This window comes from Sciscionella marina DSM 45152 (genome assembly GCF_000379465.1).
Taxonomy (GTDB): domain Bacteria; phylum Actinomycetota; class Actinomycetes; order Mycobacteriales; family Pseudonocardiaceae; genus Sciscionella; species Sciscionella marina.
On sequence record NZ_KB905392.1, the window covers coordinates 278,447 to 299,960 of the forward strand.

24 protein-coding genes are annotated in these 21,514 nt (G+C 69.1%); 8 read left to right on the top strand and 16 right to left on the bottom strand.

Annotated features, from left to right (window positions below; genetic code table 11):
- Nucleotides 1-995: 995 nt before the first annotated feature.
- The 5 genes from A37U_RS0118170 to A37U_RS0118190 form a co-directional block, all read right to left on the bottom strand.
- Nucleotides 996-1,613: a YdcF family protein gene (locus tag A37U_RS0118170; protein ID WP_020498090.1), complete on the bottom strand. Its 618-nt coding sequence runs from the start codon at nucleotides 1,611-1,613 to the stop codon at nucleotides 996-998.
- Between the two features lie 70 nt (nucleotides 1,614-1,683).
- The gene (locus tag A37U_RS0118175; RefSeq protein WP_020498091.1) at nucleotides 1,684-2,289 is read right to left on the bottom strand and encodes a response regulator transcription factor; all 606 of its coding nucleotides are present in this window, start codon (nucleotides 2,287-2,289) and stop codon (nucleotides 1,684-1,686) included.
- Nucleotides 2,286-3,476, bottom strand: coding sequence for a sensor histidine kinase (locus tag A37U_RS0118180; RefSeq protein WP_020498092.1), 1,191 nt, complete (start codon nucleotides 3,474-3,476; stop codon nucleotides 2,286-2,288). Before A37U_RS0118180 ends, A37U_RS0118175 begins: the two co-directional genes overlap by 4 nt.
- A 40-nt stretch (nucleotides 3,477-3,516) precedes the next feature.
- Nucleotides 3,517-4,248 carry an ABC transporter permease gene (locus A37U_RS0118185; RefSeq protein WP_020498093.1) on the bottom strand — a complete coding sequence of 244 codons (732 nt, stop codon included), beginning with the start codon at nucleotides 4,246-4,248 and terminating at the stop codon, nucleotides 3,517-3,519.
- Nucleotides 4,245-5,162, bottom strand: a complete 918-nt coding sequence (locus A37U_RS0118190) for an ABC transporter ATP-binding protein (RefSeq protein ID WP_026197342.1) — start codon at nucleotides 5,160-5,162, stop codon at nucleotides 4,245-4,247. The genes A37U_RS0118185 and A37U_RS0118190 overlap by 4 nt, the downstream gene beginning before the upstream one ends.
- Before the next feature lie 98 nt (nucleotides 5,163-5,260).
- On the opposite strand from A37U_RS0118190, the gene A37U_RS0118195 reads away from it, so the two are divergent.
- The gene (locus tag A37U_RS0118195) at nucleotides 5,261-5,989 is read left to right on the top strand and encodes a Type 1 glutamine amidotransferase-like domain-containing protein (protein ID WP_020498095.1); all 729 of its coding nucleotides are present in this window, start codon (nucleotides 5,261-5,263) and stop codon (nucleotides 5,987-5,989) included.
- Here the strand turns inward: A37U_RS0118195 and A37U_RS0118200 are convergent.
- On the bottom strand, nucleotides 5,984-6,421 hold the full coding sequence (locus A37U_RS0118200) for a GNAT family N-acetyltransferase (RefSeq protein WP_020498096.1): 438 nt from the start codon (nucleotides 6,419-6,421) through the stop codon (nucleotides 5,984-5,986). The two genes, A37U_RS0118195 and A37U_RS0118200, sit on opposite strands and share 6 nt — an antisense overlap.
- The gene (locus A37U_RS0118205; protein WP_020498097.1) at nucleotides 6,421-7,530 is read right to left on the bottom strand and encodes an epoxide hydrolase family protein; all 1,110 of its coding nucleotides are present in this window, start codon (nucleotides 7,528-7,530) and stop codon (nucleotides 6,421-6,423) included. Before A37U_RS0118205 ends, A37U_RS0118200 begins: the two co-directional genes overlap by 1 nt.
- A 211-nt stretch (nucleotides 7,531-7,741) precedes the next feature.
- Between A37U_RS0118205 and A37U_RS0118210 the strand changes: the two genes are divergently transcribed.
- From A37U_RS0118210 to A37U_RS0118220, 3 genes are read left to right on the top strand one after another with little or no spacing between them, the layout of a single operon-like run.
- A complete protein-coding gene (locus A37U_RS0118210) occupies nucleotides 7,742-8,929 on the top strand; it encodes a CE1758 family FMN-dependent luciferase-like monooxygenase (protein ID WP_020498098.1) in 1,188 nt (395 codons plus the stop codon).
- 23 nt (nucleotides 8,930-8,952) lie between these two features.
- On the top strand, nucleotides 8,953-9,405 hold the full coding sequence (locus tag A37U_RS0118215) for a MarR family winged helix-turn-helix transcriptional regulator (RefSeq protein WP_026197343.1): 453 nt from the start codon (nucleotides 8,953-8,955) through the stop codon (nucleotides 9,403-9,405).
- The gene (locus tag A37U_RS0118220; RefSeq protein WP_020498100.1) at nucleotides 9,402-10,115 is read left to right on the top strand and encodes a CE1759 family FMN reductase; all 714 of its coding nucleotides are present in this window, start codon (nucleotides 9,402-9,404) and stop codon (nucleotides 10,113-10,115) included. The genes A37U_RS0118215 and A37U_RS0118220 overlap by 4 nt, the downstream gene beginning before the upstream one ends.
- Before the next feature lie 41 nt (nucleotides 10,116-10,156).
- Here A37U_RS0118220 and A37U_RS0118225 read toward each other — a convergent pair whose 3' ends face one another.
- Complete coding sequence (locus A37U_RS0118225) at nucleotides 10,157-11,545, bottom strand: glycine--tRNA ligase (protein ID WP_020498101.1); 1,389 nt, start codon at nucleotides 11,543-11,545, stop codon at nucleotides 10,157-10,159.
- Between the two features lie 95 nt (nucleotides 11,546-11,640).
- Here A37U_RS0118225 and A37U_RS44210 point away from each other — a divergent pair, with 95 nt between their 5' ends.
- The 3 genes from A37U_RS44210 to A37U_RS0118240 are packed head-to-tail and all read left to right on the top strand — an operon-like array spanning nucleotide 11,641 to nucleotide 13,655.
- A complete protein-coding gene (locus A37U_RS44210; protein ID WP_020498102.1) occupies nucleotides 11,641-12,060 on the top strand; it encodes an ArsR/SmtB family transcription factor in 420 nt (139 codons plus the stop codon).
- A gap of 58 nt (nucleotides 12,061-12,118) precedes the next feature.
- Nucleotides 12,119-12,520 (top strand): Fur family transcriptional regulator, encoded by a 402-nt coding sequence (locus tag A37U_RS0118235; RefSeq protein WP_020498103.1) that lies wholly within the window; start codon nucleotides 12,119-12,121, stop codon nucleotides 12,518-12,520.
- 1 nt (nucleotide 12,521) lies between these two features.
- Nucleotides 12,522-13,655 (top strand): PQQ-dependent sugar dehydrogenase, encoded by a 1,134-nt coding sequence (locus A37U_RS0118240; protein ID WP_020498104.1) that lies wholly within the window; start codon nucleotides 12,522-12,524, stop codon nucleotides 13,653-13,655.
- On the opposite strand, the gene A37U_RS0118245 is transcribed toward A37U_RS0118240, so the two are convergent.
- The 6 genes from A37U_RS0118245 to A37U_RS0118275 form a co-directional block, all read right to left on the bottom strand.
- The gene (locus A37U_RS0118245) at nucleotides 13,641-14,060 is read right to left on the bottom strand and encodes a YbjN domain-containing protein (RefSeq protein ID WP_020498105.1); all 420 of its coding nucleotides are present in this window, start codon (nucleotides 14,058-14,060) and stop codon (nucleotides 13,641-13,643) included. The two genes, A37U_RS0118240 and A37U_RS0118245, sit on opposite strands and share 15 nt — an antisense overlap.
- Nucleotides 14,057-14,908, bottom strand: a complete 852-nt coding sequence (locus tag A37U_RS0118250) for an isoprenyl transferase (protein WP_020498106.1) — start codon at nucleotides 14,906-14,908, stop codon at nucleotides 14,057-14,059. Before A37U_RS0118250 ends, A37U_RS0118245 begins: the two co-directional genes overlap by 4 nt.
- Before the next feature lie 20 nt (nucleotides 14,909-14,928).
- Nucleotides 14,929-15,687 (bottom strand): DNA repair protein RecO, encoded by a 759-nt coding sequence (gene recO, locus A37U_RS0118255; RefSeq protein WP_020498107.1) that lies wholly within the window; start codon nucleotides 15,685-15,687, stop codon nucleotides 14,929-14,931.
- A gap of 88 nt (nucleotides 15,688-15,775) precedes the next feature.
- Nucleotides 15,776-16,549 carry an RDD family protein gene (locus A37U_RS44215; protein WP_020498108.1) on the bottom strand — a complete coding sequence of 258 codons (774 nt, stop codon included), beginning with the start codon at nucleotides 16,547-16,549 and terminating at the stop codon, nucleotides 15,776-15,778.
- Nucleotides 16,550-16,664: 115 nt separating this feature from the next.
- Nucleotides 16,665-17,564: a GTPase Era gene (gene era / locus A37U_RS0118270; RefSeq protein ID WP_020498110.1), complete on the bottom strand. Its 900-nt coding sequence runs from the start codon at nucleotides 17,562-17,564 to the stop codon at nucleotides 16,665-16,667.
- Entirely contained in the window at nucleotides 17,564-19,333 is a 1,770-nt protein-coding gene (locus A37U_RS0118275) for a chloride channel protein (protein WP_020498111.1), read from the bottom strand. Before A37U_RS0118275 ends, era begins: the two co-directional genes overlap by 1 nt.
- A 69-nt stretch (nucleotides 19,334-19,402) precedes the next feature.
- Between A37U_RS0118275 and A37U_RS0118280 the strand changes: the two genes are divergently transcribed.
- Complete coding sequence (locus A37U_RS0118280) at nucleotides 19,403-19,879, top strand: MarR family winged helix-turn-helix transcriptional regulator (protein ID WP_020498112.1); 477 nt, start codon at nucleotides 19,403-19,405, stop codon at nucleotides 19,877-19,879.
- Here A37U_RS0118280 and A37U_RS0118285 read toward each other — a convergent pair.
- Both A37U_RS0118285 and A37U_RS0118290 read right to left on the bottom strand, forming a co-directional pair.
- On the bottom strand, nucleotides 19,874-20,224 hold the full coding sequence (locus A37U_RS0118285; RefSeq protein WP_020498113.1) for a hypothetical protein: 351 nt from the start codon (nucleotides 20,222-20,224) through the stop codon (nucleotides 19,874-19,876). The genes A37U_RS0118280 and A37U_RS0118285 overlap by 6 nt on opposite strands.
- Nucleotides 20,221-21,513, bottom strand: coding sequence for a hemolysin family protein (locus A37U_RS0118290; RefSeq protein WP_020498114.1), 1,293 nt, complete (start codon nucleotides 21,511-21,513; stop codon nucleotides 20,221-20,223). The genes A37U_RS0118285 and A37U_RS0118290 overlap by 4 nt, the downstream gene beginning before the upstream one ends.
- Between the last annotated feature and the right edge of the window lies 1 nt (nucleotide 21,514).

Genomic DNA, 21,514 nt, shown 5'->3' on the forward strand with positions numbered 1-21,514 from the left:
CCTCCACCTCCTCGGCCGGGGTGCCGGCTTCGGTTCCGTAGACACGCCACAACCAGGAGATCCATCCGCGCAGCGGCGCCCAGGTGGCCGCGATACCGGCGAGCACAGCGGGATCCGCGGGTAACCCGTATTCGCGCGCCATCGTCTCGTGCAGCCGCGTGTCGTGCAGCGGGAAGACATCGGCCACCCCGGCACCACGCAGCAGGATCTGCTCGGCGAAGAACGGGCCGATGCCGGGCAGTTCACGCAGCATTTCGATGGCCTGCCGGGGTTTGCGGGCCCGCAACGTCTTACCGGAGAGCCTGCCCTCCAGCGCGGCCCGGGCCACCGCGCGCAACCGCTCGTCCTTCACCACCGACATCCCGGGCAGCTCCGGAGCACCGATCAGCTGACGGGGCGTGGGAAACGCGGTGATCCGCCGCCCGTCGATATCCACCGCGGTACCGCACCATTCCGCGATGCGCCGGGTGAGCGCACGGGCCTGGAGGGCCCGAATCCGGTGCCCGATGATCATCGAGCACGCGGCCTCGTAGGGCGAGGGGAACCGGACCGGCCGCGCACCCGCGTGCCTGCCGAGCAACCCGGCCAGCACCGGGTCCCGCGCGGCGATCCCAGCCAGCGCGGAACCGTCCTCCTCCACCGCGAGCACCCGTTCGACCTGGATGCGCACCAGTCCAGCGGGTGCCGCACTCTGTACCGAGCCGAGCAGCGTCCCCTCACCTTCCCGCTGCCAGAAGCGCACCACGGCCAGCCGCCAGTCGTCGTCGACCGGGAACGCGAGCCGGAAGACCCCGTCACCGCCGTCCGCATGGCCCGCGGGCGTGGACTCCCTGAGCGTGGCGTCCCGAAGAAAACGCAGGCTCGCGCTCAGCCGGAACGGGCCCCTCGGTGCGATCGTGAACTGCTCCATATCTTCTCACCCCAGTGTGCGCCGAACGTTCATCCGATGAGCGAGACGATACGAGAAAGCACCGACAACTCCGGAGCGCCGGACGCTACGCGGAACCGATGTCGTCCGCGGAGGTCCTGGTCAGCCGGTAATAAAGCAGCGCGGCGGTCTCCCGCACGATGTAGCGGATCTCGGTGGACCGCTGCTGCACGACCGGGCCACCGTGCGTCGGTGAGACATCAGCGCTGATCCCCGCGTCCCGGGCCATGGTGCGGGACCGCAGCGAATGCCAGGGGTCGCTCACCAGCACCGCGCTCGACCGGCCCTGATCGTGCAGATGTTTGCCCGCCGCGACCAGACTCATCAGGGTGTCATTGCCCTCGCCGACGGGCACCAGCGCCGAGCGGGGCACCCCCTGCTCGGCGAGATACTTGGTGCCCGCCTGCGCCTCGGTGTACGCGTCCCCCGGCTGCTTGCCGCCCACCGTCATGATCTCGGCAGCGACACCCTGCTCGTAGAGCATCTTGGCGTGTTCGAGCCGCGCCTGCAGGATCGGTTTCGGCACCCCGTTGACCTGAGTCGAGCCGAGCACGATGATCGCGTCCACCTTGTCGCGCTCGTCCGCGCGCGCCACCTGCCACACCCGCAGTGCGGTGCCACCGACGAGCAGCACGGCGAGCAGCACCACCGCGCCGAGGATCCTGGACAACCACCGTGCAACCACGTCCTCATCGTGGCAGAACCGATTCCGGAACCTCACACACCGTGCCGGGTGTGTCCGTCACAACAGGTTGCTACAGCCAACCGTTCTCGTCGGCGAGCCGCACCGCCTCGGCGCGGGTGCGCGCCCCCGTCTTGCCGATCGCCGAGGACAGGTGATTGCGCACGGTGCCCTCGGTGAGGAACAGCGCCTTGGCGATGTCCGCGACGGTTCCGCCGTCGCGGGCCGTGGCGAGCACATCCCGCTCCCGTTCGGTCAGCGGGCTCGTTCCGGTCGCGAGCGATTCGGCGGCCAGGGCCGGATCCACCACCCGCAGCCCCCGATCCACCCGGCGCACCGCGTCGATCAGCTGCTCCGGCGGTGAGTCCTTCACCACGAACCCCGCCGCGCCCGCGGACATCGCCCTGGACAGGTAGCCGGGCCTGCCGAAGGTGGTGCAGATGATCACCTTCACCGAGGGCAGCTGCCCGCGCAGTTCACCGGCAACGGTGAGCCCGTCCTTGCCCGGCATCTGCACATCCAGCAGCACCACATCCGGCTCGTGCTCCTTCGCCGCGGGAACGACATCGTCCCCGGTACCCACCTCACCGACGACCTCGATATCCGGTTCCATGCGCAGCACCGTGGCCAGCGCGCCGCGCACCATCGCCTGGTCGTCGGCCAGCAGTACCGTGATCATCCCGCCTCCTCGAGCCTGGCCTCCGCGGGAACCGAGGCGAGTACCTGGAATCCGTCGGTGGCACGCATGGTGGTGAGCTCCCCGCCGACCGCGGCCAGCCGTTCGCGCAGCCCACGCAGCCCGTTGCCGTCACCGGCCCCGTTCTGTTCGGTGCCCTCCTTGCCATTGTCCGTGATCCGCACCCAGCGTCTGCCGAGCCGGACCTCACAGCGGTCCGCCTTGGAATGCCGGATCACGTTGGTGACCGCCTCGCGCACCACATAGCCGAACACCTCCTGCAGCTTCGGGTCCACATCGTCCACCGCATGCGGCAGGTCCGGGTCGATCCGGGCCGCCTGCAGGGACATCCGCGCCCCGGCGATCTCCGCGGGCAGCGAGGCGGTGCGGTAGTTCGACACGGTCGCCCGGATGTCGGCCAGCGCCTGCCGGGCGAGCTCCTCCACGTCCCGGACCTCCGCGGTGGCCTGGTACTCGCCCTCGCCGCCCTCCTCGCGTTCGAGCATCCGGCGGGCCAGCCCGGCCTTGACGGTGATCGTGGTGAGACTGTGCCCGAGGATGTCGTGCAGATCCCTGGCGAGCCGCTCGCGCTCCTCGGCGACCGCGAGCTCCTTGATCTCCTCCTGTGCGGCACGCAACCGGCCGACGGTGAAGGCCAGCATCATGAAGCCGCTCATGCCGAACCCGAGGCCGAGCATCGCGCCGACCTCGCCCCACTCGATCCCGTTCCCGGCCAGGGTCATCGTGAGGATCATCGCCAGGACCGTGCCGATCGCCAGCAGCCTGCTGTAGCGCACCGGCCACAGCATGACCGCGATGAGCACCGGGTAGACCAGGTACATGAGGTTGTCCAGGGACCCAGTGAACACCGCGGGCAGCACCGCGAAGGGAAACATCGCGAACACCAGGAACACCCGCGACCGGTGCGAGCCGTACAACCCCAAGGTCCCCGCATAGCCGTACAAGGCGAACAGCACCGTGAGGGCGGCATAGCTCAGGACGGCCACCGGGAACGGATGCTCGATCCCGATGTCCTTGCCCATGAAGTAACCGAACGGGATCCAGAACCACACCCCGAGCCGCCGCCCGTCGAGGAACCGGAGCTTACGTCCCCTTGAGGCGTGCTGCAGCGACCAGTCGGGCCATTGGTCCGTCTGGTACTCGTAGACATCCTTCTCCTGTCGGGGCACGCCGCCAAGGGTACGACGGGCCCCGACAGGAGGCCGGGTCTCACCCGCGGGCGGCATCGCGGCGGTAGCGCAGCATCACCAGCGCACCGAGCACGATCGCCCATGCGGCGAGCACTCCGGCGGCCGCCCCCAGATTCGCGGAACCATGGCCGACCGCGCCGTGCCCGATATCGGCCATCCAGTAGCTCGGCAGGGCCTTGGCGACCTGGCCGAGCCAATGCGGGAAGATCGCGATCGGGATCCACAGCCCGCCCAGGAAACCGCACAGCAGCATCGGGACCATGGTGAACACCGGGATGGTGTCCGGCGTGGCCAGCTGCCCGATCAGCAGGCCGAGCACGGCGAACGGGATGGCGGACAGCCACACCCCGAGCACCAGCTGCACCCAGCCGCCCGCGGAGAGGCTCGCCCCGTCGATCCCGCCGACGATCGAGACCAGCAGCACCGGGATCAGCCCGACGAGCATGCCCACGATTCCTTTGCCGAGCAGGTACTGCACCGGAGTGAGCGGGGTGAGCCGGAGCTGGCGCTGCCAGCCGACCGCCCGTTCCTGTGCGGTGCGCGCCCCGGTGAACATCGTGCCCATCATCGCGCCGAACGCGGCCATACTGGACATCAACGCGGTCTTGGCATTGATCCCGCCGACCTCTCCCGAACCCCAGATCCCGGAGAAGATGAAGTAGTACAGCACCGGCATGCCGACGGTGAACACCAGCGCCCGCGGTGAGCGCAGCGCCCTGCGGGTTTCGAGGGCCAGATAGGTCAGGTTCACGCCGTCTCCTCCTCGGTGGTCAGTGCGAGAAAGGCTTCCTCGAGGCCGACCGCGTTGATCTCGATGTCGTGGGCATTGCCGAAGCGCGCGAGCAGTTCGCGGATCGCCAGGTCCGAATCGGCACAGGCCAGTTCGGCCCGGTCGCCGCGCAGGCTCGCCGCGCTCACCCCGCGTAACGCGGCGAGCTGGCCCTCGTCCGCACCGGGCACGACCGCCTTGATGGTGCGCCCGGAAGCGGCCGAACGGACCTCGGCGACCGAACCGTCCGCGACCACCCGCCCGGAGCGCATCAGCACCACCCGGTCGGCGAATTCCTCGGCCTCGTCCAGGTAGTGGGTAGCGAACAGCACGGTCTTGCCGGCCGCGGTGAACTCGTGCATCGAGCGCCAGAATTCGCGGCGGGTGCCCACATCCATGGCCGCGGTCGGTTCATCGAGCACGAGCAGGTCCGGATCGCAGACCAGCGCGACCGCGAACCGCACCCGCTGCTTCTGGCCCCCGGAGAGCTTGGTGCAGCGGCGGTCGGCCAGCTCGGCGACTCCGGCCCGGCGCAGCGCCTCCTCGACCGGCATCGGGTGCCGGTGCAGCGAATGCACCAGCCGCACCGTCTCGGCGACCGTGGCGTCCTCGAGCAGCGAGCCCTCCTGCAGCATCGCGCCGATCAGGCCCTCGGCGACCGCCTTTCCCGGTTTCCTCCCGAAAACCGAGACCTCCCCAGTGTCCGGTGTGGACAGTCCGAGCAGCATGTCCACCGTCGTCGATTTGCCCGCCCCGTTCGGCCCGAGCAGCGCGACCACCTCACCGGGCGCGATCAGCAGATCGACCTGTTGGACCGCCTGCACCTCCCCGTACTTCTTGGCGAGGCCGTCCAGGCTGATCGCGGCCCCGCGCACTGTGTCCGTCTTCGTTCGCATACCCCGATCCTGGCCGCGAACCGCGCGCGAGCCCGCTACCACGCGTCATGACCGCACCATGACAACTGTCAGGGGCGGCGATACGGCAGGATGAGGGGGTGAGCGCAGCGACACCGACCATCCTGGCGACCTCGGGCGGGTACCGGCTCGGGAACCGCATCCCCCTGGAGTTCAACAAACTGATCCAGTACGCCGTCGAACTCGCCGGGGTCGAGGGACGCGCGCCGAAACTGTGCCACATCGGCACTGCGATGGGCGATCAGGACGCCTTCCACGCCCGGTTCGACGCCGCGGGCAGGCACGCGGGATTCGGCACGAGCCACCTGAACCTGTTCCCGATGCCCCCGGTCACCGATATTCGCGGCTTCCTGCTCGATCAGGACGTGATCTGGGTCAACGGCGGCTCGGTCGCGAACCTGCTCGCGGTGTGGCGGGTGCACGGACTCGGCGAGATCCTGCACGAGGTGTGGCAGTCCGGGATCGTGCTCGCCGGGGTCTCGGCCGGATCGATCTGCTGGCACACGGGCGGTGCCACGGATTCCTTCGGGCCCGAGCTCCGGGTGGTCACCGATGGGCTCGGTTTCCTGCCCTACGGCAACGGGGTGCACTACGACACCGAGGAATTGCGCCGTCCCACCGTGCAGCGCGCGGTGGGATCCGGGCAGCTGCCGCTGACCTACTGCACCGACGACGGGGCCGGGCTGCTCTACCGGGGCACCGAACTGGCCGAGGCGGTCTCCGAGCGAGCCGGCGGCGGTGCGTACGTGGTGCGCACGGACGGTTCGGGCGCCGTCACCGAGGACGCCCTCACGGTGCGACGGTTATAGGTCCTTCGCGAAACAGCGTGCGCTCTCGTCCTCGACCCATTTGCCGTAGCGCGGTATCGGACGGAATCCGGCTTTCGCGTAGAACCGCATCGACTCCGGCTGAGGTTCCCCGGTACGCAGCCGCAGCGTCCCGATCCCCCGCCGGATCGCGAAACCCTCCGCCACGGCGAGCAGTTCCGCGGCGAGCCCGGTCCCCCGCCGCCCGGGCACGACGTACATGACATCGAGCTCACCGACCGAATCCGTCGGCGGGGCCAAGGCGATGCTGCCGAGCGGACCGTCCTGCCCGAGGGCGAGCCAGAAGCCGTCGAACCTGGTGGACGGCATCGGATTCGGCGCGCGGAACCCGTACCGGAGCTGGATTTCCTCCCACAGCGCATCCATCATCGACACGGCCTCCGGGGTTTCCTGCCCGACCGCGCGGATATCCATCAGCCCAGGCTTCCGAAGAAGGCGAGCATCTCCTCGGTCAGCAGGGCGGGCTGCTCGAGCGCCGCGAAATGCCCACCGTGGCCGAATTCCGACCAGCGCGTGATGGTCGGCAGCTGTCGCTGGGCGACCGAACGGATCGGCAGCACGATGTCGTGCGCGAACACGGCGACCCCGAGCGGGACGGACAGCTCCCTTGGCGGCCGCATCCCGCCGTCGGTCTCGTAGTACAGCCGCGCCGAGGAGCCTGCGCTACCGGTCAGCCAGTACAGTGTGATGTTGGTGAGCATGCGATCGCGGTCGACCGCTTCCTCTGGGCGTGCCACGCAATCGGTCCAGTCGTGGAATTTCTCCGCGATCCACGCCAGTTGCCCGACCGGGGAATCGTGCAATCCGTATCCGAGCGTACGTGGCCTGGTGCGCTGGATATCGCGGTAACCGGAGAGTTCGCGGAAGTAGCGCTTGTTCTTCGCCAGTCGTTCCTTTTCCTCGGCGGTGGGCTCCTCCGGTGCCACGGTGCCGAGCATGTTCACGTGCACCCCGAGCACGTGTTCCGGATCGATACGGCCGAGTTCGAGCGAGATGCCGGCTCCCCAGTCCCCGCCCTGTGCCCCGTAGCACGAGTACCCCAGACGGGCCATGAGCTCGGCGAAGGCCTTGGCGACCCGGCTCAGATCCCAGCCGCTCCCGGAAAGCGGGGTGGAGAACCCGTAACCCGGCATCGAGGGAATGACCAGATGAAATTTCCGCGACAGCGGCTCGATCACATCGAGGAATTCCACCACCGAGCCGGGCCAGCCGTGGGTCAGGATCAGCGCGATGGCATCCGGATCGGCCGAGCGCACGTGCAGGAAATGGATCCGCTGCCCCTCGATCTCGCATGTGAACTGCGGATGAGAGTTCAGCGACGCCTCGTGCTGGCGCCAGTCGTACTCGGTGCGCCAGTACTCGGCCAGCTCACGCAGATAGCCGCTGGGGATTCCGGCGGACCAGTCGTCGCCGGGCAGGTCGTCCTCCGGCCAGCGGGTGTTCGCCAGCCGGGCGCGCAGATCCTGGAGCTGCCCGTCGGGGATCTCGACGCGGAACGGTTCGATCGATTCCGGAGTGCTCATCCAGGCATCCCTCTCGTGATCCGGTGATCGCGGGAAACACCGATACTACAAGGGATCGCTTGCCCGGCGGCGGTTCTTCACGGAGCGCAGAACCGCACGGCCGCACGAGCAGCTCGGGTCCGTTTCCGGCAGGCGGGAATAACGAGCGGGACCCACGCCTTGAGATAGATGCAAACGCATGGATATACGACCGATATGAACGGGAGCCAGCATGCAGTTCGGAATCTTCTCGGTCAGCGACATCACACGTGACCCGGTCTCGGGCGAGACACCGAGCGAGGCGGAGCGCATCGACGCGATCATCAAGATCGCGCAGAAGACCGACGAGGTCGGGATGGACGTGTTCGCGATCGGTGAGCACCACAACCCGCCCTTCTTCTCCTCCTCACCCAGCACGCTGCTGGCCGCGATCGCCGCGACGACCCGGCGGCTGCTCGTGACGACGGCCACAACACTGATCACCACCAACGATCCCGTCCGCATCGCGGAGGAATACGCGATGCTGCAGCACGTTTCGCAGGGGCGGATGGACCTGATGATCGGCCGCGGGAACACCGCGCCGGTGTATCCGTGGTTCGGTGCCGACATCCGGCAGGGACTGCCGCTGGCGCTGGAGAATTACAACCTGCTGCACCGGCTGTGGCGCGAGGACGTGGTCGATTGGGAAGGCCAGTTCCGGACCGCGCTGCAGGGGTTCACCTCCACCCCGCGCCCGCTCGACGACGTTCCGCCGTTCGTCTGGCACGGCTCGATCAGGACCCCGGAGATCGCCGAGCAGGCCGCGTTCTACGGCAACGGATTCTTCGCCAACCACATCTTCTGGCCGACCGCGCACTCACTGCGGCTGATCGAGTTCTACCGGCAGCGATTCGAGCACTACGGCCACGGCACCAGGAAACAGGCCATCGTCGGCCTCGGTGGCCAGGCCTACATCGCCAAGCGCTCGCAGGACGCGATCAGGGAGTTCCGGCCGTACTTCGACGAGGCACCGGTCTACGGACACGGCCCCTCGCTGGAGGACTTCAGCCAGATGACCCCGCTCACCGTGGGCAGCCCCCAGGAGGTGATCGACAAGACGCTGACCTTCCACGATACCTTCGGTGACTATCAGCGTCAGCTGTTCCTGATGGACCACGCCGGACTGCCGCTCAAGACCGTGCTGAACCAGCTCGACCTGCTCGGCGAGGAAGTGGTTCCGGTACTGCGCAAGGAACTGGAATCCCGCAGGGACCCGGAATCGGCACCGGCACCGACCCACGAGGGACTGGTCCGGTCCAAGTACGGTGACCAGCCGGCCCGGCAGCCTCGGCCGAACGCCAACCGGGGCGACAACGTCACGGGCGGTTCGCCGTACCAGGACAGCGAAAACGCCACGGCCTCCTACCCCGACCTGGTCTGAGCCGCGAGGAGAGGGAGACGACTATGGGCAGGTCCACGAGCCGGTTGGCGAACGACGCCTGGGAGGCACTGCTCACCGCACATGCGGTGCTGATCAAGCAGATGGCGGCCACCGAGGTCTGGAACGAGCTGTCGATGCGGGAGTACGACGTGCTGTACACCCTGTCCAAGTGTCCGGAACCGGTCCGGGCCCGGGAGCTCACCCGGCACGTGCTGCTCAGCCAGCCTGCCCTGTCCCGGATGGTCGACCGGCTGATCGGCCGCGGATTCATCGCACGCGATCCGGACCCGGCCGACGGGCGCGGAGTCCTGCTCAGCCTCACCGAGCCGGGCCGGGCCATCCAACGCCGCGTCGGTGGCCGGCACGCGGTCGACATCGCCTGTCTGGTCCGCGACCGGCTCGACCCCGCCGAACTGCGCACCCTCGAAGAGCTCTGCCACAAACTGGCCACCGACGACAACGAGGAGACCTCATGACCAACCCCATCGACGGCACCGAAACGCCCGCGACCGGTTTCCGGCTGGTCGTGGTCAGCGGGGGCACCAGCGATCCCTCGTCCACCCGGCTGCTGGCCGACCGGATCGCCGAGCGCACCGCCAGGCTCGCAGGCGAGCGCGCGGAGCAGGTGCACGTCAGCACCATCGACCTGCGCGACCTGGCCGCCGAGATCTCCAGCGCCCTGGTTTCCCAACTGCTCGGCCCCAAGCTCACCCGTGCGGTGGCGACACTGCGCGAGGCGGACGGGATCATCGCCAGCGCGCCGGTCTACAAGGCAGCGCCGAGCGGTCTGTTCAGCTCGTTCTTCCACGTCCTCGACAACGACCTGCTCATCGGCAAACCGGTGATCCTCGCCGCGACCGCGGGCACCGCACGACATGCGCTGGTGGTGGACAACGAGATGCGTGCACTGTTCGCCTACCTGCGAACCCTGACGGCTCCCACCGCGGTGTTCGCGGCGAGCGAGGATTGGAACTCCGGGGAACTCGGCGCCCGGATCGGCCGAGCCGCGTTCGAGATGCTGGTGCTGCTCGAAAGCGGCTTCTCCCACAAGATCGAGAACGAATCCTGGCAGCGGTACCAGCACGAGTACGGCAGCGCCGGCGGTACCGAACTCGGCATCGACCTCGGCACCGACCTGATGCGGCTCGCCACCGGAGGCTCGGCCCGCCCCACCGGCTCGTCCTGACCAGCGGGTCGCAGCGCCCCCAACCGGTTCGGTGCCACGTTTCAGCAGCCGATCAGGCGCGCGGCGAGGTAGCCCTCCAGCTGGTCGAGGCTCACCCGCTCCTGATCCATGCTGTCCCGCTCGCGCACGGTGACCGCCTGGTCGTTGAGCGAGTCGAAGTCCACGGTGACGCAGAACGGGGTGCCGATCTCGTCCTGACGGCGGTACCGGCGCCCGATCGCACCCGAATCGTCGAAGTCGATGTTCCAGTGCGCGCGCAGCCGGGCGGCCACATCCCGTGCGACGGGGGAAAGATCGGAGTTGCGGGACAGCGGGAGCACCGCGGCCTTGATCGGGGCGAGGCGCCGGTCCAGTTTGAGCACGATCCGCTTGTCCACCCCGCCCTTGGCGTTGCGCGCCTCGTCCTCGGTGTAGGCGTCCAGCAGGAAGGCCATCATCGGGCGCCCGACACCGGCCGCGGGTTCGATCACGAACGGACGGTAGCGGCTGTCGCTGGCCTGGTCGTAGTAGGACAGGTCGACACCGGAGTGGTTCGCATGCGTGGTCAGGTCGAAATCGGTGCGGTTCGCGATGCCCTCGAGCTCGCCCCACTCCTGACCGGCGGAGAACCCGAACCGGTACTCGATGTCCACGGTGCGCTTGGCGTAGTGCGAGAGCTTCTCCGCCGGGTGCTCGTACTGGCGCAGATTGTCCTTGGCGATACCGAGGTCGGTGTACCAGCGGGTGCGCTCCTCGAGCCAGTACTGGTGCCACTCGTCGTCGGTGCCCGGCTCGACGAAGAACTCCATCTCCATCTGCTCGAACTCCCGGGTGCGGAAGATGAAGTTGCCCGGGGTGACCTCGTTGCGGAAGGACTTGCCGATCTGGCCGATGCCGAACGGCGGCTTCTTGCGCGCGGTGGTGAGCACGTTCAGGAAGTTCACGAAGATGCCCTGCGCGGTCTCCGGGCGCAGGTAGGCCAGGCCCTCCTCGGACTCGACCGGGCCGAGGAAGGTCTTGAGCATCATGTTGAACTCGCGCGGCGCGGTGAACTGACCGCGGTTACCGCAGTTCGGGCAGGGCACATCGCCGAGGTTGTGCTCATCCGCCGCCTTGCCGGTGCGCTCGGTGTACTCCTCGGCGAGGTGATCGGCGCGGAACCGGCGGTGGCAGGCGGTGCACTCCACGAGCGGATCGTTGAACGCGCCGACGTGCCCGGAGGCGACCCAGACGTCCTTGGGCAGGATCACCGAGGAGTCGAGCCCGACCACGTCGTCCCGGCCGGTGACCATCGAACGCCACCACTGGCGCTTGATGTTGTCCTTGAGCTCCACTCCGAGCGGTCCGTAGTCCCATGCCGAACGCGTGCCACCGTAGATCTCCCCGCTGGGGTAGACGAAGCCACGGCGCTTGCACAAGCTGACAACGGTCTCGATACGGTCGGCCGGCAATGGAACTCCAGGGAAATCGCGCTCGGTTGATTGGTGAACAGCGTAGCGAGCCGAGTGCGCGCACCACTGCTGGGTATGCACGTAAAATGAAAACCATGACCACCGAGGCGACCGGGCAGGCGAGCGCACACGCTCCGAGGACGAACGACGCGGCGACACCCGGGCCGGGTCTCCCGTCCCCCGTCGAGGAGGTGCACGACGACCGGGGCGTTCCCCCGACCCCGACGCACTCCACCGAGGTACTCACCGCCGCAGGTGATCTGCTGCGCTCGCTCGCGGCCCCGGTGCGCATCGCGATCGTGCTCCAGCTGCGGGATTCGGCCCGCTGCGTGCACGAGCTCGTCGAGGCGCTCGGCGTGGCGCAGCCGCTGATCAGCCAGCACCTGCGAGTGCTCAAGGCCACCGGGGTCGTGTACGGGGAACGGCACGGCCGCGAGGTGATGTACCGCCTGGTGGACGACCACCTCGCGCACATCGTGGTGGACGCGGTGAGCCACGCCCAGGAGCATCTATGAGCGAGCTCGCGAGCGAACCGTCGATACGGCGAGCTCGCGAGCGAAGGAGGGAGGGGCGATGAGTAGCCCCAAGGTCGGCCAGCGTTCGACGAAGCAGCGCGCCGCGATCACCGCGCTGCTCGAACAGGTCGAGGAGTTCCGCTCGGCCCAGGAGCTGCACGAGAAGCTGCGCACCACCGGCGCGGGCATCGGGCTGACCACCGTCTACCGCACGCTGCAGTCGCTCGCCGACGCCGGGGAGATCGACGTGCTGCACACCGCGAGCGGGGAGGCGACCTACCGGCGCTGCTCGGCCCATCACCATCACCACCTGGTGTGCCGCTCCTGCGGGCGCACCGTGGAGATCGAGGGCCCGGTCGTGGAGTCCTGGGCGCAGCGGGTCGCTGCCGAGCACGGCTTCTCCGACATCGCGCACACCGTCGAGATCTTCGGCACCTGCTCGGACTGCCCGAGAGGTTGACATGCGTACCGGCGCGGTGCTGCTCACGGCGATCCTGCTCGCCGGGTGCGACACCGCGAGCGAACCGTCGCCGGTACCGGGAACGGACTCCGCGCTGCGGGTCACCGAACTCGCCGGTGGCCTCGAACACGGCTGGGACATCGGCTTTCTGCCCAGCGGGGCACAGCTGATCACCGAGCGCCCCGGGAAGCTGGTCACGGTGACCGATGGTCAGGTGCGCCCGGTGCGCGCGGAGCTCGGCGATGTGTATGCCGTGGGTGAGGGCGGACTGCTCGGACTGGCACTCGACCCGGGCTTCGGCCGCAATCGCACCTTCTACACCTGCCAGGCGCACGCCGAAGGCGGTTCCCCGGTCGATGTGCGGCTGGTGCGCTGGCGGCTGTCGCCCGACGAACGGTCCGCGCAACGGCTCGGCGACCTGCTCACCGGGCTTCCGCTCAACCCGGGCGGGCGGCACTCCGGCTGCCGGCCCACCTTCGCGCCGGACGGCATGCTGCTGGTCGGCACCGGGGACGCGGCACGCGCGGACGCCGCCCAGGATCGCCGCGGGCTGGGCGGCAAGGTACTGCGCATCGACCCGCGCACCGGGAAGGCGCCCGCGGACAATCCGTTCCCCGGCAGCCCGGTGCTCTCCTACGGTCACCGTAATGTGCAGGGTGTCGCGGTGCGCCCGGGCACCGGCCAGGTCTACCTCGCCGAGCACGGTCCGTCCTTCGACGACGAGATCAACCGGAATGTTCCGGGCGGCAACTTCGGCTGGGATCCCGCCAAGGACGGCACCGAAGGCGGTTACGACGAGAGTGTCCCGATGACCGACACCGCGCGGTTCCCGGACGCGGTGCGCCCGCTGTGGACATCCGGGCGGATCACCGAGGCGATCTCCGGCGCGACCTTCCTGTCCGGCCCCTCGTGGGGCGAGCTGAACGGCGCGCTGGCCGTGGTGGCGCTCAAGGGCCAGAAACTGCTGCTGTACCAGCTGTCCGGGGAGGGCGCGGTCGTCCGGGTGCGGCTGCCCGGGGTGCTGAACGAGTCGTACGGGAGACTGCGCGCCGCCCGCACCGGTCCCGACGGCGCGCTCTATGTCACCACCTCGAACGGCGCGGACGACAAGCTGCTGCGCCTATCCCCCGTCTGATTCCTCCACCAGGTCGCTGCGCAACTGGGACGCGGTGGACACCACCAGCATCAGCACCGTGCCGAGCGCGGGGGCCGCCAGTCCCTCGGCGGGGAAGGTGTACCGCAGGGTGATGTCGCTGCCCTTCTCGGTGCGCACCAGGCCGAGGGTGCCGAACATACCGTCCCCGGCGCGTTCGGCGAGCAACTCCGCCCGCTGCGGGTCATCGGGAAGGTCCCAGCCGACGACGCAGGTCAGCGAGAGCACCGCCAGCCCTTCGGCGAGCTGCATGGCCTGCAGGGCGCACGGCACCCCGGCGTGCTGGAAACTCAGCGCCCCGTCGTCGTCGGTGTGCACCTCGTGGTAGAGCTCGAGGGCTTCGCGGGCCGTCGCGAGCAAGGTCGCGGTGGTAGCCGCTTCGGTCATCGCTCCTCCGTTCCGTCCGTACGGTCGGCCACCGTCTCACCGGTTCCGGTGACGGCATCGGTGGCACCGCCGAACCTGCGGTCACGCCGTGCGTACGTCTCGCAAGCCTCCCACAGCCGCCTGCGGTCGTAATCGGGCCACAGCACGTCCTGGTAGACCATCTCCGCGTACGCCGACTGCCAGACGAGGAAATTCGAGGTCCGCCGCTCGCCTGAGGGCCGGACCAGCAGGTCCACATCGGGCATGTCCCGCTGGTACAGGTATTTGGCAACGGTGCGCTCGTCCACCCGGTTCGGGTTGAGCTCCCCCGCGGCGGCGCGCTTGGCGATCTCCCGTGCCGCGTCCCCGATCTCGGCGCGCCCGCCGTAGTTCACGCACATCGTCAGGTTCAGCACGGTGTTCGACTCGGTGCGCTCCTGCGCGGCCTGCAGGGTGCGCACCACGCTGCCCCACAGTTTCGGCTTGCGGCCCGCCCAGCGGATGCGTACCCCCATCTCGTCCAGTTCGTCCACCCGGCGCGCGATCACATCCCGGTTGAAGCCCATCAGGAAGCGCACCTCCTCCGGGCTGCGCCGCCAGTTCTCGGTGGAGAAGGCATACAGCGACAGCCAGCGGACACCGAGCTCCATGCAGCCCTTGGCGACGTCGAGCACGACCGCCTCGCCGCGCTTGTGCCCCTCGATGCGGGTCATTCCGCGCTGGTTGGCCCAGCGACCGTTGCCGTCCATGACGATGCCGATGTGGTCCGGGACGAACTCGGCGGGGATCGCGGGCGGGCGCGCACCCGAGGGATGCGGATCCGGTGGGCGCGCCGGTGCGCCGGTGCTCGTCGTCGGTGCCTTCGCCATGGTCCTCCCTATGGTCGCTGCTACTCGCTCGTCGCCCGGGCGCGCGGTGCCCGGCGTTCGACGAGCGGCAACGAGCGTAGTTGGCGCTCCAGATGCCACTGCAACAGCGCGGCGACAAGGCCGGAGGATTCCCGGCGCGCGGCCTCGCTCGCCGCGTTCGCCACATCCCAGTCCCCGTGCAGCAGCGCGCCGAGCAGCGCAAGGGTGCCCGCGTCCGGGGTGACCGCCCCCGCGGGGCGGCAGCGCGAGCACACCGAACCGCCCGCGTTCACCGAGAACGCCGCGTGCGGGCCCTCGGCACCGCACCGGGCGCACTCCCGCACCGCCGTGGCCCAGCCCGCGAAGGCCATGGCGCGCAGCAGGAAAGCGTCCAGCACCAGGCCCGGTTCCCGGTCGGAGAAAGCCAGCGCCCGCAGCGCACCCACGAGCAGCAGGTACAGCCGCATCGCCGGGGCGTCCTCCTCGACGACCAGCTTCTCCGCGGTCTCGATGATCGCGCAGGCCGAGGTGTAGCGGCCGTAGTCGCCGACGATGGGCGCGGCGAACGCGTCCACGGTCTGCACCTGGGTGACGATGTCCAGAGTGCGCCCGGTGTGACACTGCAGGTCCACGTGGCAGAACGGTTCAAGCCGCGCGCCGAACCGCGAACTGGTCCGCCGCACTCCCTTCGCCACCGCCCTGATCTTGCCGTTCCGCCTGGTCAGCAGGGTGATGATGCGGTCGGCCTCGCCGAGCTTGTGCACCCGGAGAACCACACCGGTATCGCGGTACAAGCTCACGGTGTCTCCACACCGGCGCTCGTCCCCCGCCGCCTGTTCGCCCGCTCAGTCACCCGTCAATCATCGCACCACCCACCGACGGTCCGGGTCACCACTGCCGCGGATGGCCACCCTGTTGCGGATATCCCTGCTGCTGGTGCGGGTGACCGGGCTGCGGGTATCCCTGCTGGCCGTAGCCGGGCTGGCCATAGCCCTGTTGGCCGTGACGCTGTTGCGGGTGGCCCTGTTGCGGATAGCCCTGCGGAACCGCCTGCTGCACCGGCTGGCCGTACACGACGAGCGTGTTCATCCACTTGTCACCGAAGGTGCGCACCTGCGGGTCGCTGTTGGCCATGATGAAACCGATCGCGAAGATGCCGTCGATGACATGGCAGAACTCACGCGCGATCGTGGTGCCGAGTCCCGGGGGCCTGCCGGTTCCGGCGTCCACGAGGATGAGTCCCTTCGACTTCTTGCCGATGCTGGCCCCGGTCGAGCCCTGCAGGAACCACCGATTCCAGTACAGCAGCCCGATCGAGGCGATGAAGAAGATGATCCCGATGACGAGCAGGGCGGCCGAGCTGAAGAGCCCGGTGATCAGGAAAACGAATCCGAGCACCAGCGCCGCGTAGCTGATCAGCGCGTCGATGAGGTAGGCACCGGCCCGGTCGCCCCAGGTCGCGATGGTGCCGGGCGCTCCCTGCTGCCCGCCATAGACCGCCTGCTGCTGGTAACCCTGCTGATAGCCGTGCTGCGGATAGCCCTGCTGGCCGTACCCCTGCTGTGGATACCCGGGCTGCTGGTACTGCTGCGGTTGCCCGCCGTATCCCGGTGGCATCTGCTGTCCGTACTGCTGCGGCCCCTGGCCGTACGGATTGGTCATCGGTGTACTCCCCTTCGATCGCCGCGCCCCCGACATCACGGCGCGAGTTCACGCGGCAGGGTACCCCGGCCGATCCGGACATGACGTACGCGACCGCCCGAATCGGTGACACCGCCTAGAAACCGAGTTTGCGCAGCTGTTTCGGATCGCGCTGCCATTCCTTGGTCACCCGCACGTGTAAGTCGAGGTAGACCTTGGAGCCGAGCAGCGTCTCGATCTGACGGCGCGCCTTCTGGCCGACCTCGCGCATCCGCGAACCGCCCTTGCCGAGCACGATCGCCTTCTGCGACTGGCGTTCCACGTGCACCGAGGCGTAGATGTCGAGCATGTCGTCGCGTCCCTCGCGGGGCAGCATCTCCTCGACGGTCACCGCGATCGAGTGCGGCAGCTCGTCGCGCACCCCGTCCAGCGCGGCCTCGCGCACCAGTTCGGCGATCAGGGTCTGCTCGGGCTCGTCGGTGAGTTCCCCGTCCGGGTACAGCTGCGGCCCCTCGGGCAGCTGTCCGACCAGCAGATCGGCGAGCACCCCGGTCTGGAATCCGTCCACCGCGCTGACCGGGACGAGTTCGGCGAACTCCATGAGTTCCTGCATCCGCAGCAGCTGCTCGGCGACCACCGGCTTGTCCACCAGGTCGGTCTTGGTCACCACACCGAGCACGGGGGTCCGCTTGGCCACCCCGCGCAGCTGCTCGGCGATGAACCGGTCGCCGGGGCCGAGCTTGGCGTCGGCCGCGACACAGAAACCGATCACATCCACTTCGGACCAGGTTTCCAGCACCACCTCGTTGAGCCGCTTACCGAGCAGCGTGCGCGGGCGGTGCAGCCCCGGGGTGTCCACGATGATCAGCTGCGCGTCCGGCCGGTGCACGATGCCCCGGATCGCGTGCCGTGTCGTCTGCGGTTTGTCGGATGTGATGGCGACCTTGCTGCCGACGAGCTCATTGGTGAGCGTGGACTTCCCCGCGTTGGGGCGTCCGACGAAGCAGGCGAAACCGGAACGGTGCATGCCGGGCATTATCTCCCGCCGGTAGCCACCGCCGTTTCCGGGAGCGCCGCGAGCACCGTGCGGTGGGTGATCCAGCCGACGAGTTCGTGCGCTTTCTCGTCCAGCACGGGAATCCCGCTCGCGTCCACTTCCACGAGGGCGTCCAGTGCCGCATCGAGTGAGGCGTCCGCGGTGACCGTCGGCGGATGCTGGGCGAGATCCGCGAGGCAGGAACGCTGAGCTTCCTGATCGAGGGCCTCGGCGACCGCGCGGGCGGTCACGCAGCCGTGGTACTGCTCGTCTTCGCCGATCACCGGTGCGGCACCGTTCGCGGACAACAGCAGCTCGCGCGCGGCTTCCTCGAGCGGGGTCTGGGCGGGCAGCGGTTCGGGAAGCGGTTCCATCACCGTGCCGACGGCCCGGCCGCCGAACCGGCGCGGATGGTCCAGCCGGACGCCGCGGCGGGTGAGCTTGAAGGTGTAGATCGTGTCCCCGGACAGTCTCCTGGAGACCACCGTGGCGAGCACGATCGCGAGCATGAGCGGCAGGATGATCGAGTACTCGCCGGTGAGCTCGAACAGCACGATGATCCCGGTGATCGCCGCGCGGGTGGCCCCGGCGAAGGCGGCGCCCATGCCGATCAGCCCGTACAGTCCCGGACTTCCCGCCCCGGGGACGAGCTGATCGGCGAGGATACCGAATGCCGTCCCGGACATCGCCCCGATGAACAGCGAGGGCGCGAACACCCCGCCCGAGCCGCCGATGCCGATGGTCAGCCCGGTGGCCAGGATCTTGCCCGTGGCCAGGGCGAGCAGCAGCCACAGGCCGAACCGCCCGTCCATGGCGTGCTGCATCACCGGATAGCCGACCCCGTACATCTGCGGCAGCACCAGGAGCAGCCCGCCGAGCAGCAGTCCGCCGATCGCGGGGCGCAGCCACTCGGGACCGCGCCAGAGCCAGTCGCACGCGTCCTCGATCAGGTACAGCAGCCGGGAGAACGCCACCCCGACCATCCCGACCACCAGACCGAGCAGGGCGAAGAGCAGGTACTGATAGGCGTGGTGGATGTGCAGCTTCGGCAGGTCCAGGAACGGATGGTCGCCGAGCATCGCCCGGCCGATGACGCTCGCCGTAACGCTGGAGAGCACCACCGCGCCGAAGGCCCGCGCCGCGAAGTCCCGCAGGATCAGCTCCATCGCGAAGAACGGCCCGGCCAGCGGAGCGTTGAAGGTCGCGGCGATCCCGCCCGCGGCACCGCAGGCGACGAGCACCCGCAGCCGGGCCTCGGGGATCCGGGTGAGTCTGCCGATCGTGGATCCCCATGCGGAGCCGATCTGCACGATCGGGCCTTCCCTGCCCACCGAACCGCCACCACCGATGCACAGCGCGGAGGCGAGCGCCTTGACCACGGTGACCTGCGGGGCGATCCGCCCACCACGCTCGGCGACCGCGTACATCACCTCGGGCACCCCGTGCCCGCGCGCCTCGGGGGCGAACTTGTTCACCAGCGGCCCGTAGATCAGCCCGGCCACGACCGGGGCGAACAGCACGAAATACGGGCCGAGCCAAGGCACCAGCCCGTTGGCGGCGTGCCCGGCATCGGAATAGTCGGCGTGCCCGGAGAGCACTCTGGTCACGGCGCTGATCAGCCAGCGGAACCCCACCGCACCGATCCCCGCGCCCGCACCGATCAGCACGGCCAGCACGACGAGCCCTCCGGTGCGTTCGGCGATCCATGCACGCAGCGGTACCCGCCCGGGAACCGCGAGCGACCAACGACGTCCGGCGGCTTCACTCACTATTGCATTATGAAACCATTGCACATGACATGTGTACGTGAGCTTCCCGACATGGGGTAAAACGGTGCCGTGACCAACCCCGTTGATGACGACACGGACATCGATGCCGTCACCGATGCGATGCTGACCGCCTCGCGGCTGCTGATCGCCATCTCGGCGCGCAGTATCGCCTCCGTCGCGGACTCGCTGACGCTTCCGCAGTTCCGGCTGTTGGTCGTGCTGGCGAATGGCGGGGCGACGAAACTGGTCACGCTCGCCGAGCAGCTGGGGGTGAATCCCTCGACGGCGACCCGCACGGTGGACCGGCTGATCTCCTCGGGAATGGTCACCCGCGAGGCGAATCCGGCCTCGCGAAGGGAGACCCTGTTGCGCCTTTCCCCAGAGGGCGAGCGGGTCGTGCGGCGGGTGACCTCGCAGCGGCGCACCGAGATCGCCGAGATCGTGGCCCGGATGCCCGCGGCCGAGCGCGCCGGATTCGTCGAGGCGCTGTGGTCGTTCGCCCGCGCGGGTGGCGAACCGCCCGCGGGCAACCGGGTGGGGCTATAGCCGTTCGCGCACCGAACCGCTCTCGTCCGCGCGAAACACCGGGGCGTCGCCGGTGAGATCGTGCACGGCGGACAGCGAGGGCTCGTCCACGGCCTCCGCGGCGGTGACGATCACCGCGGCTTCGAGCCCGTCCACCCCACTCGCCACGGCGGCGGCCACCGCGGCCTGTGCCGCGGTCAGCCGCAGCGAGGGCAGGGCGACCGTGCTCGCCGCGTAGGTCCGCCCCTCGGTGTCGCGTACCGCGGCGCCTTCCGCCGCACCGGTGCGCGCCCGCGCGGACCGCGCGAGGGTGAGGAGCTTGGCGTCCTCGGCCCCGAGTTCCCCGTGTGCGTCCTGTCCGGTCATTCCCGTGTCTCCTGTTCCTCGTTCTCGGCCGCGCGCTCGGTGCGGTGCGCGAGCACGGATGTGATCCGCATCCGCCCCCTGCGGTCCTTGCCGCCCTCGGCGCGCAGCCGAAGGCCGTCGATCTCGGCCTCGGTCCCCGGCAGCGGTACCCGTCCGATGCGTTGCGCGAGCAGTCCGCCGACGGTCTCCACATCCGGTTCGTCGAATTCCAGGCCGAACAGTTCGCCGAAGTCCTCGACGGGCAACCGCGAGGAAACCCGGAGCACCCCGTCCTCGAGGTGTTCGACGGGTATGTTCTCGGCCGCATCGGATTCGTCGGTGATCTCCCCGACGATCTCCTCGAGCACATCCTCGATGGTCAGCAGTCCGGCGGTGCCACCGTATTCGTCCACGACCACGGCCAGGTGCGTGTTGTCCCGCTGCATCTGCCGTAGCAGCCCGTCGAGGCGTTTGGTGTCCGGGATGAACGCGGCGGGCTGCATGAGGTCGGTGAGTTTCGCCTCGCCGGGTTGCTGGATCCCGGCGCGGGCGAGGTCTTTGAGGTTGAGCACGCCGACGATGTCGTCCACGCTCTCGGAGATCACCGGGATTCTGGTGAATCCGGTGCGCAGGGACAGGGCCAGGGCCTGGCGCACCGATTTGGTGTGCTCGATCCAGACGATCTCGGTGCGCGGGACCATGACCTCGCGCGCGATCGTGTCGCCGAGCTCGAAGACCGAGTGGATCATCTCGCGGGCGCCCGCGTCGACCAGTCCGCGTTCCCCGGCGAGGTCGACGAGTTCGCGCAGCTCCACCTCCGAGGAGAAGGGGCCGTCCCGGAATCCGCGGCCCGGGGTGATCGCGTTACCGATCAGGATCAGCAGCCGGGAGAGCCTGCCGAACAGCACTCCGAGCGCGCGCACCACGACCGCCGAGGTGAGCCCGACACGGTAGGAGTGCTGGCGGCCGATGGTGCGCGGGCCGACCCCGACCAGCACGTAGGAGACGATCACCATCGCGGCCGCGGCGACCAGGGCGGCGAACCAGATCGGATCGATGAGCTGCCAGCACACCATGGTCACCAGCACGGTCGCGGTGAGTTCGCAGACCAGTCGCAGCAGCAGGAGCAGGTTGATGTGTCTCGGCCGCTCCCGCACCACGGCGAGCAGTGCCTTGGCCCCCGGCCGTCCCTCGCGACGCAGATCCTCGACGCGGGCCAGGGAGGTGGCCCCGAGCGCGGCGTCCGCGCAGGCGAATCCGCCGGCTGCGATGACGAGCAGTACCGCGACGATCAGCAGGGTGGGGATCACG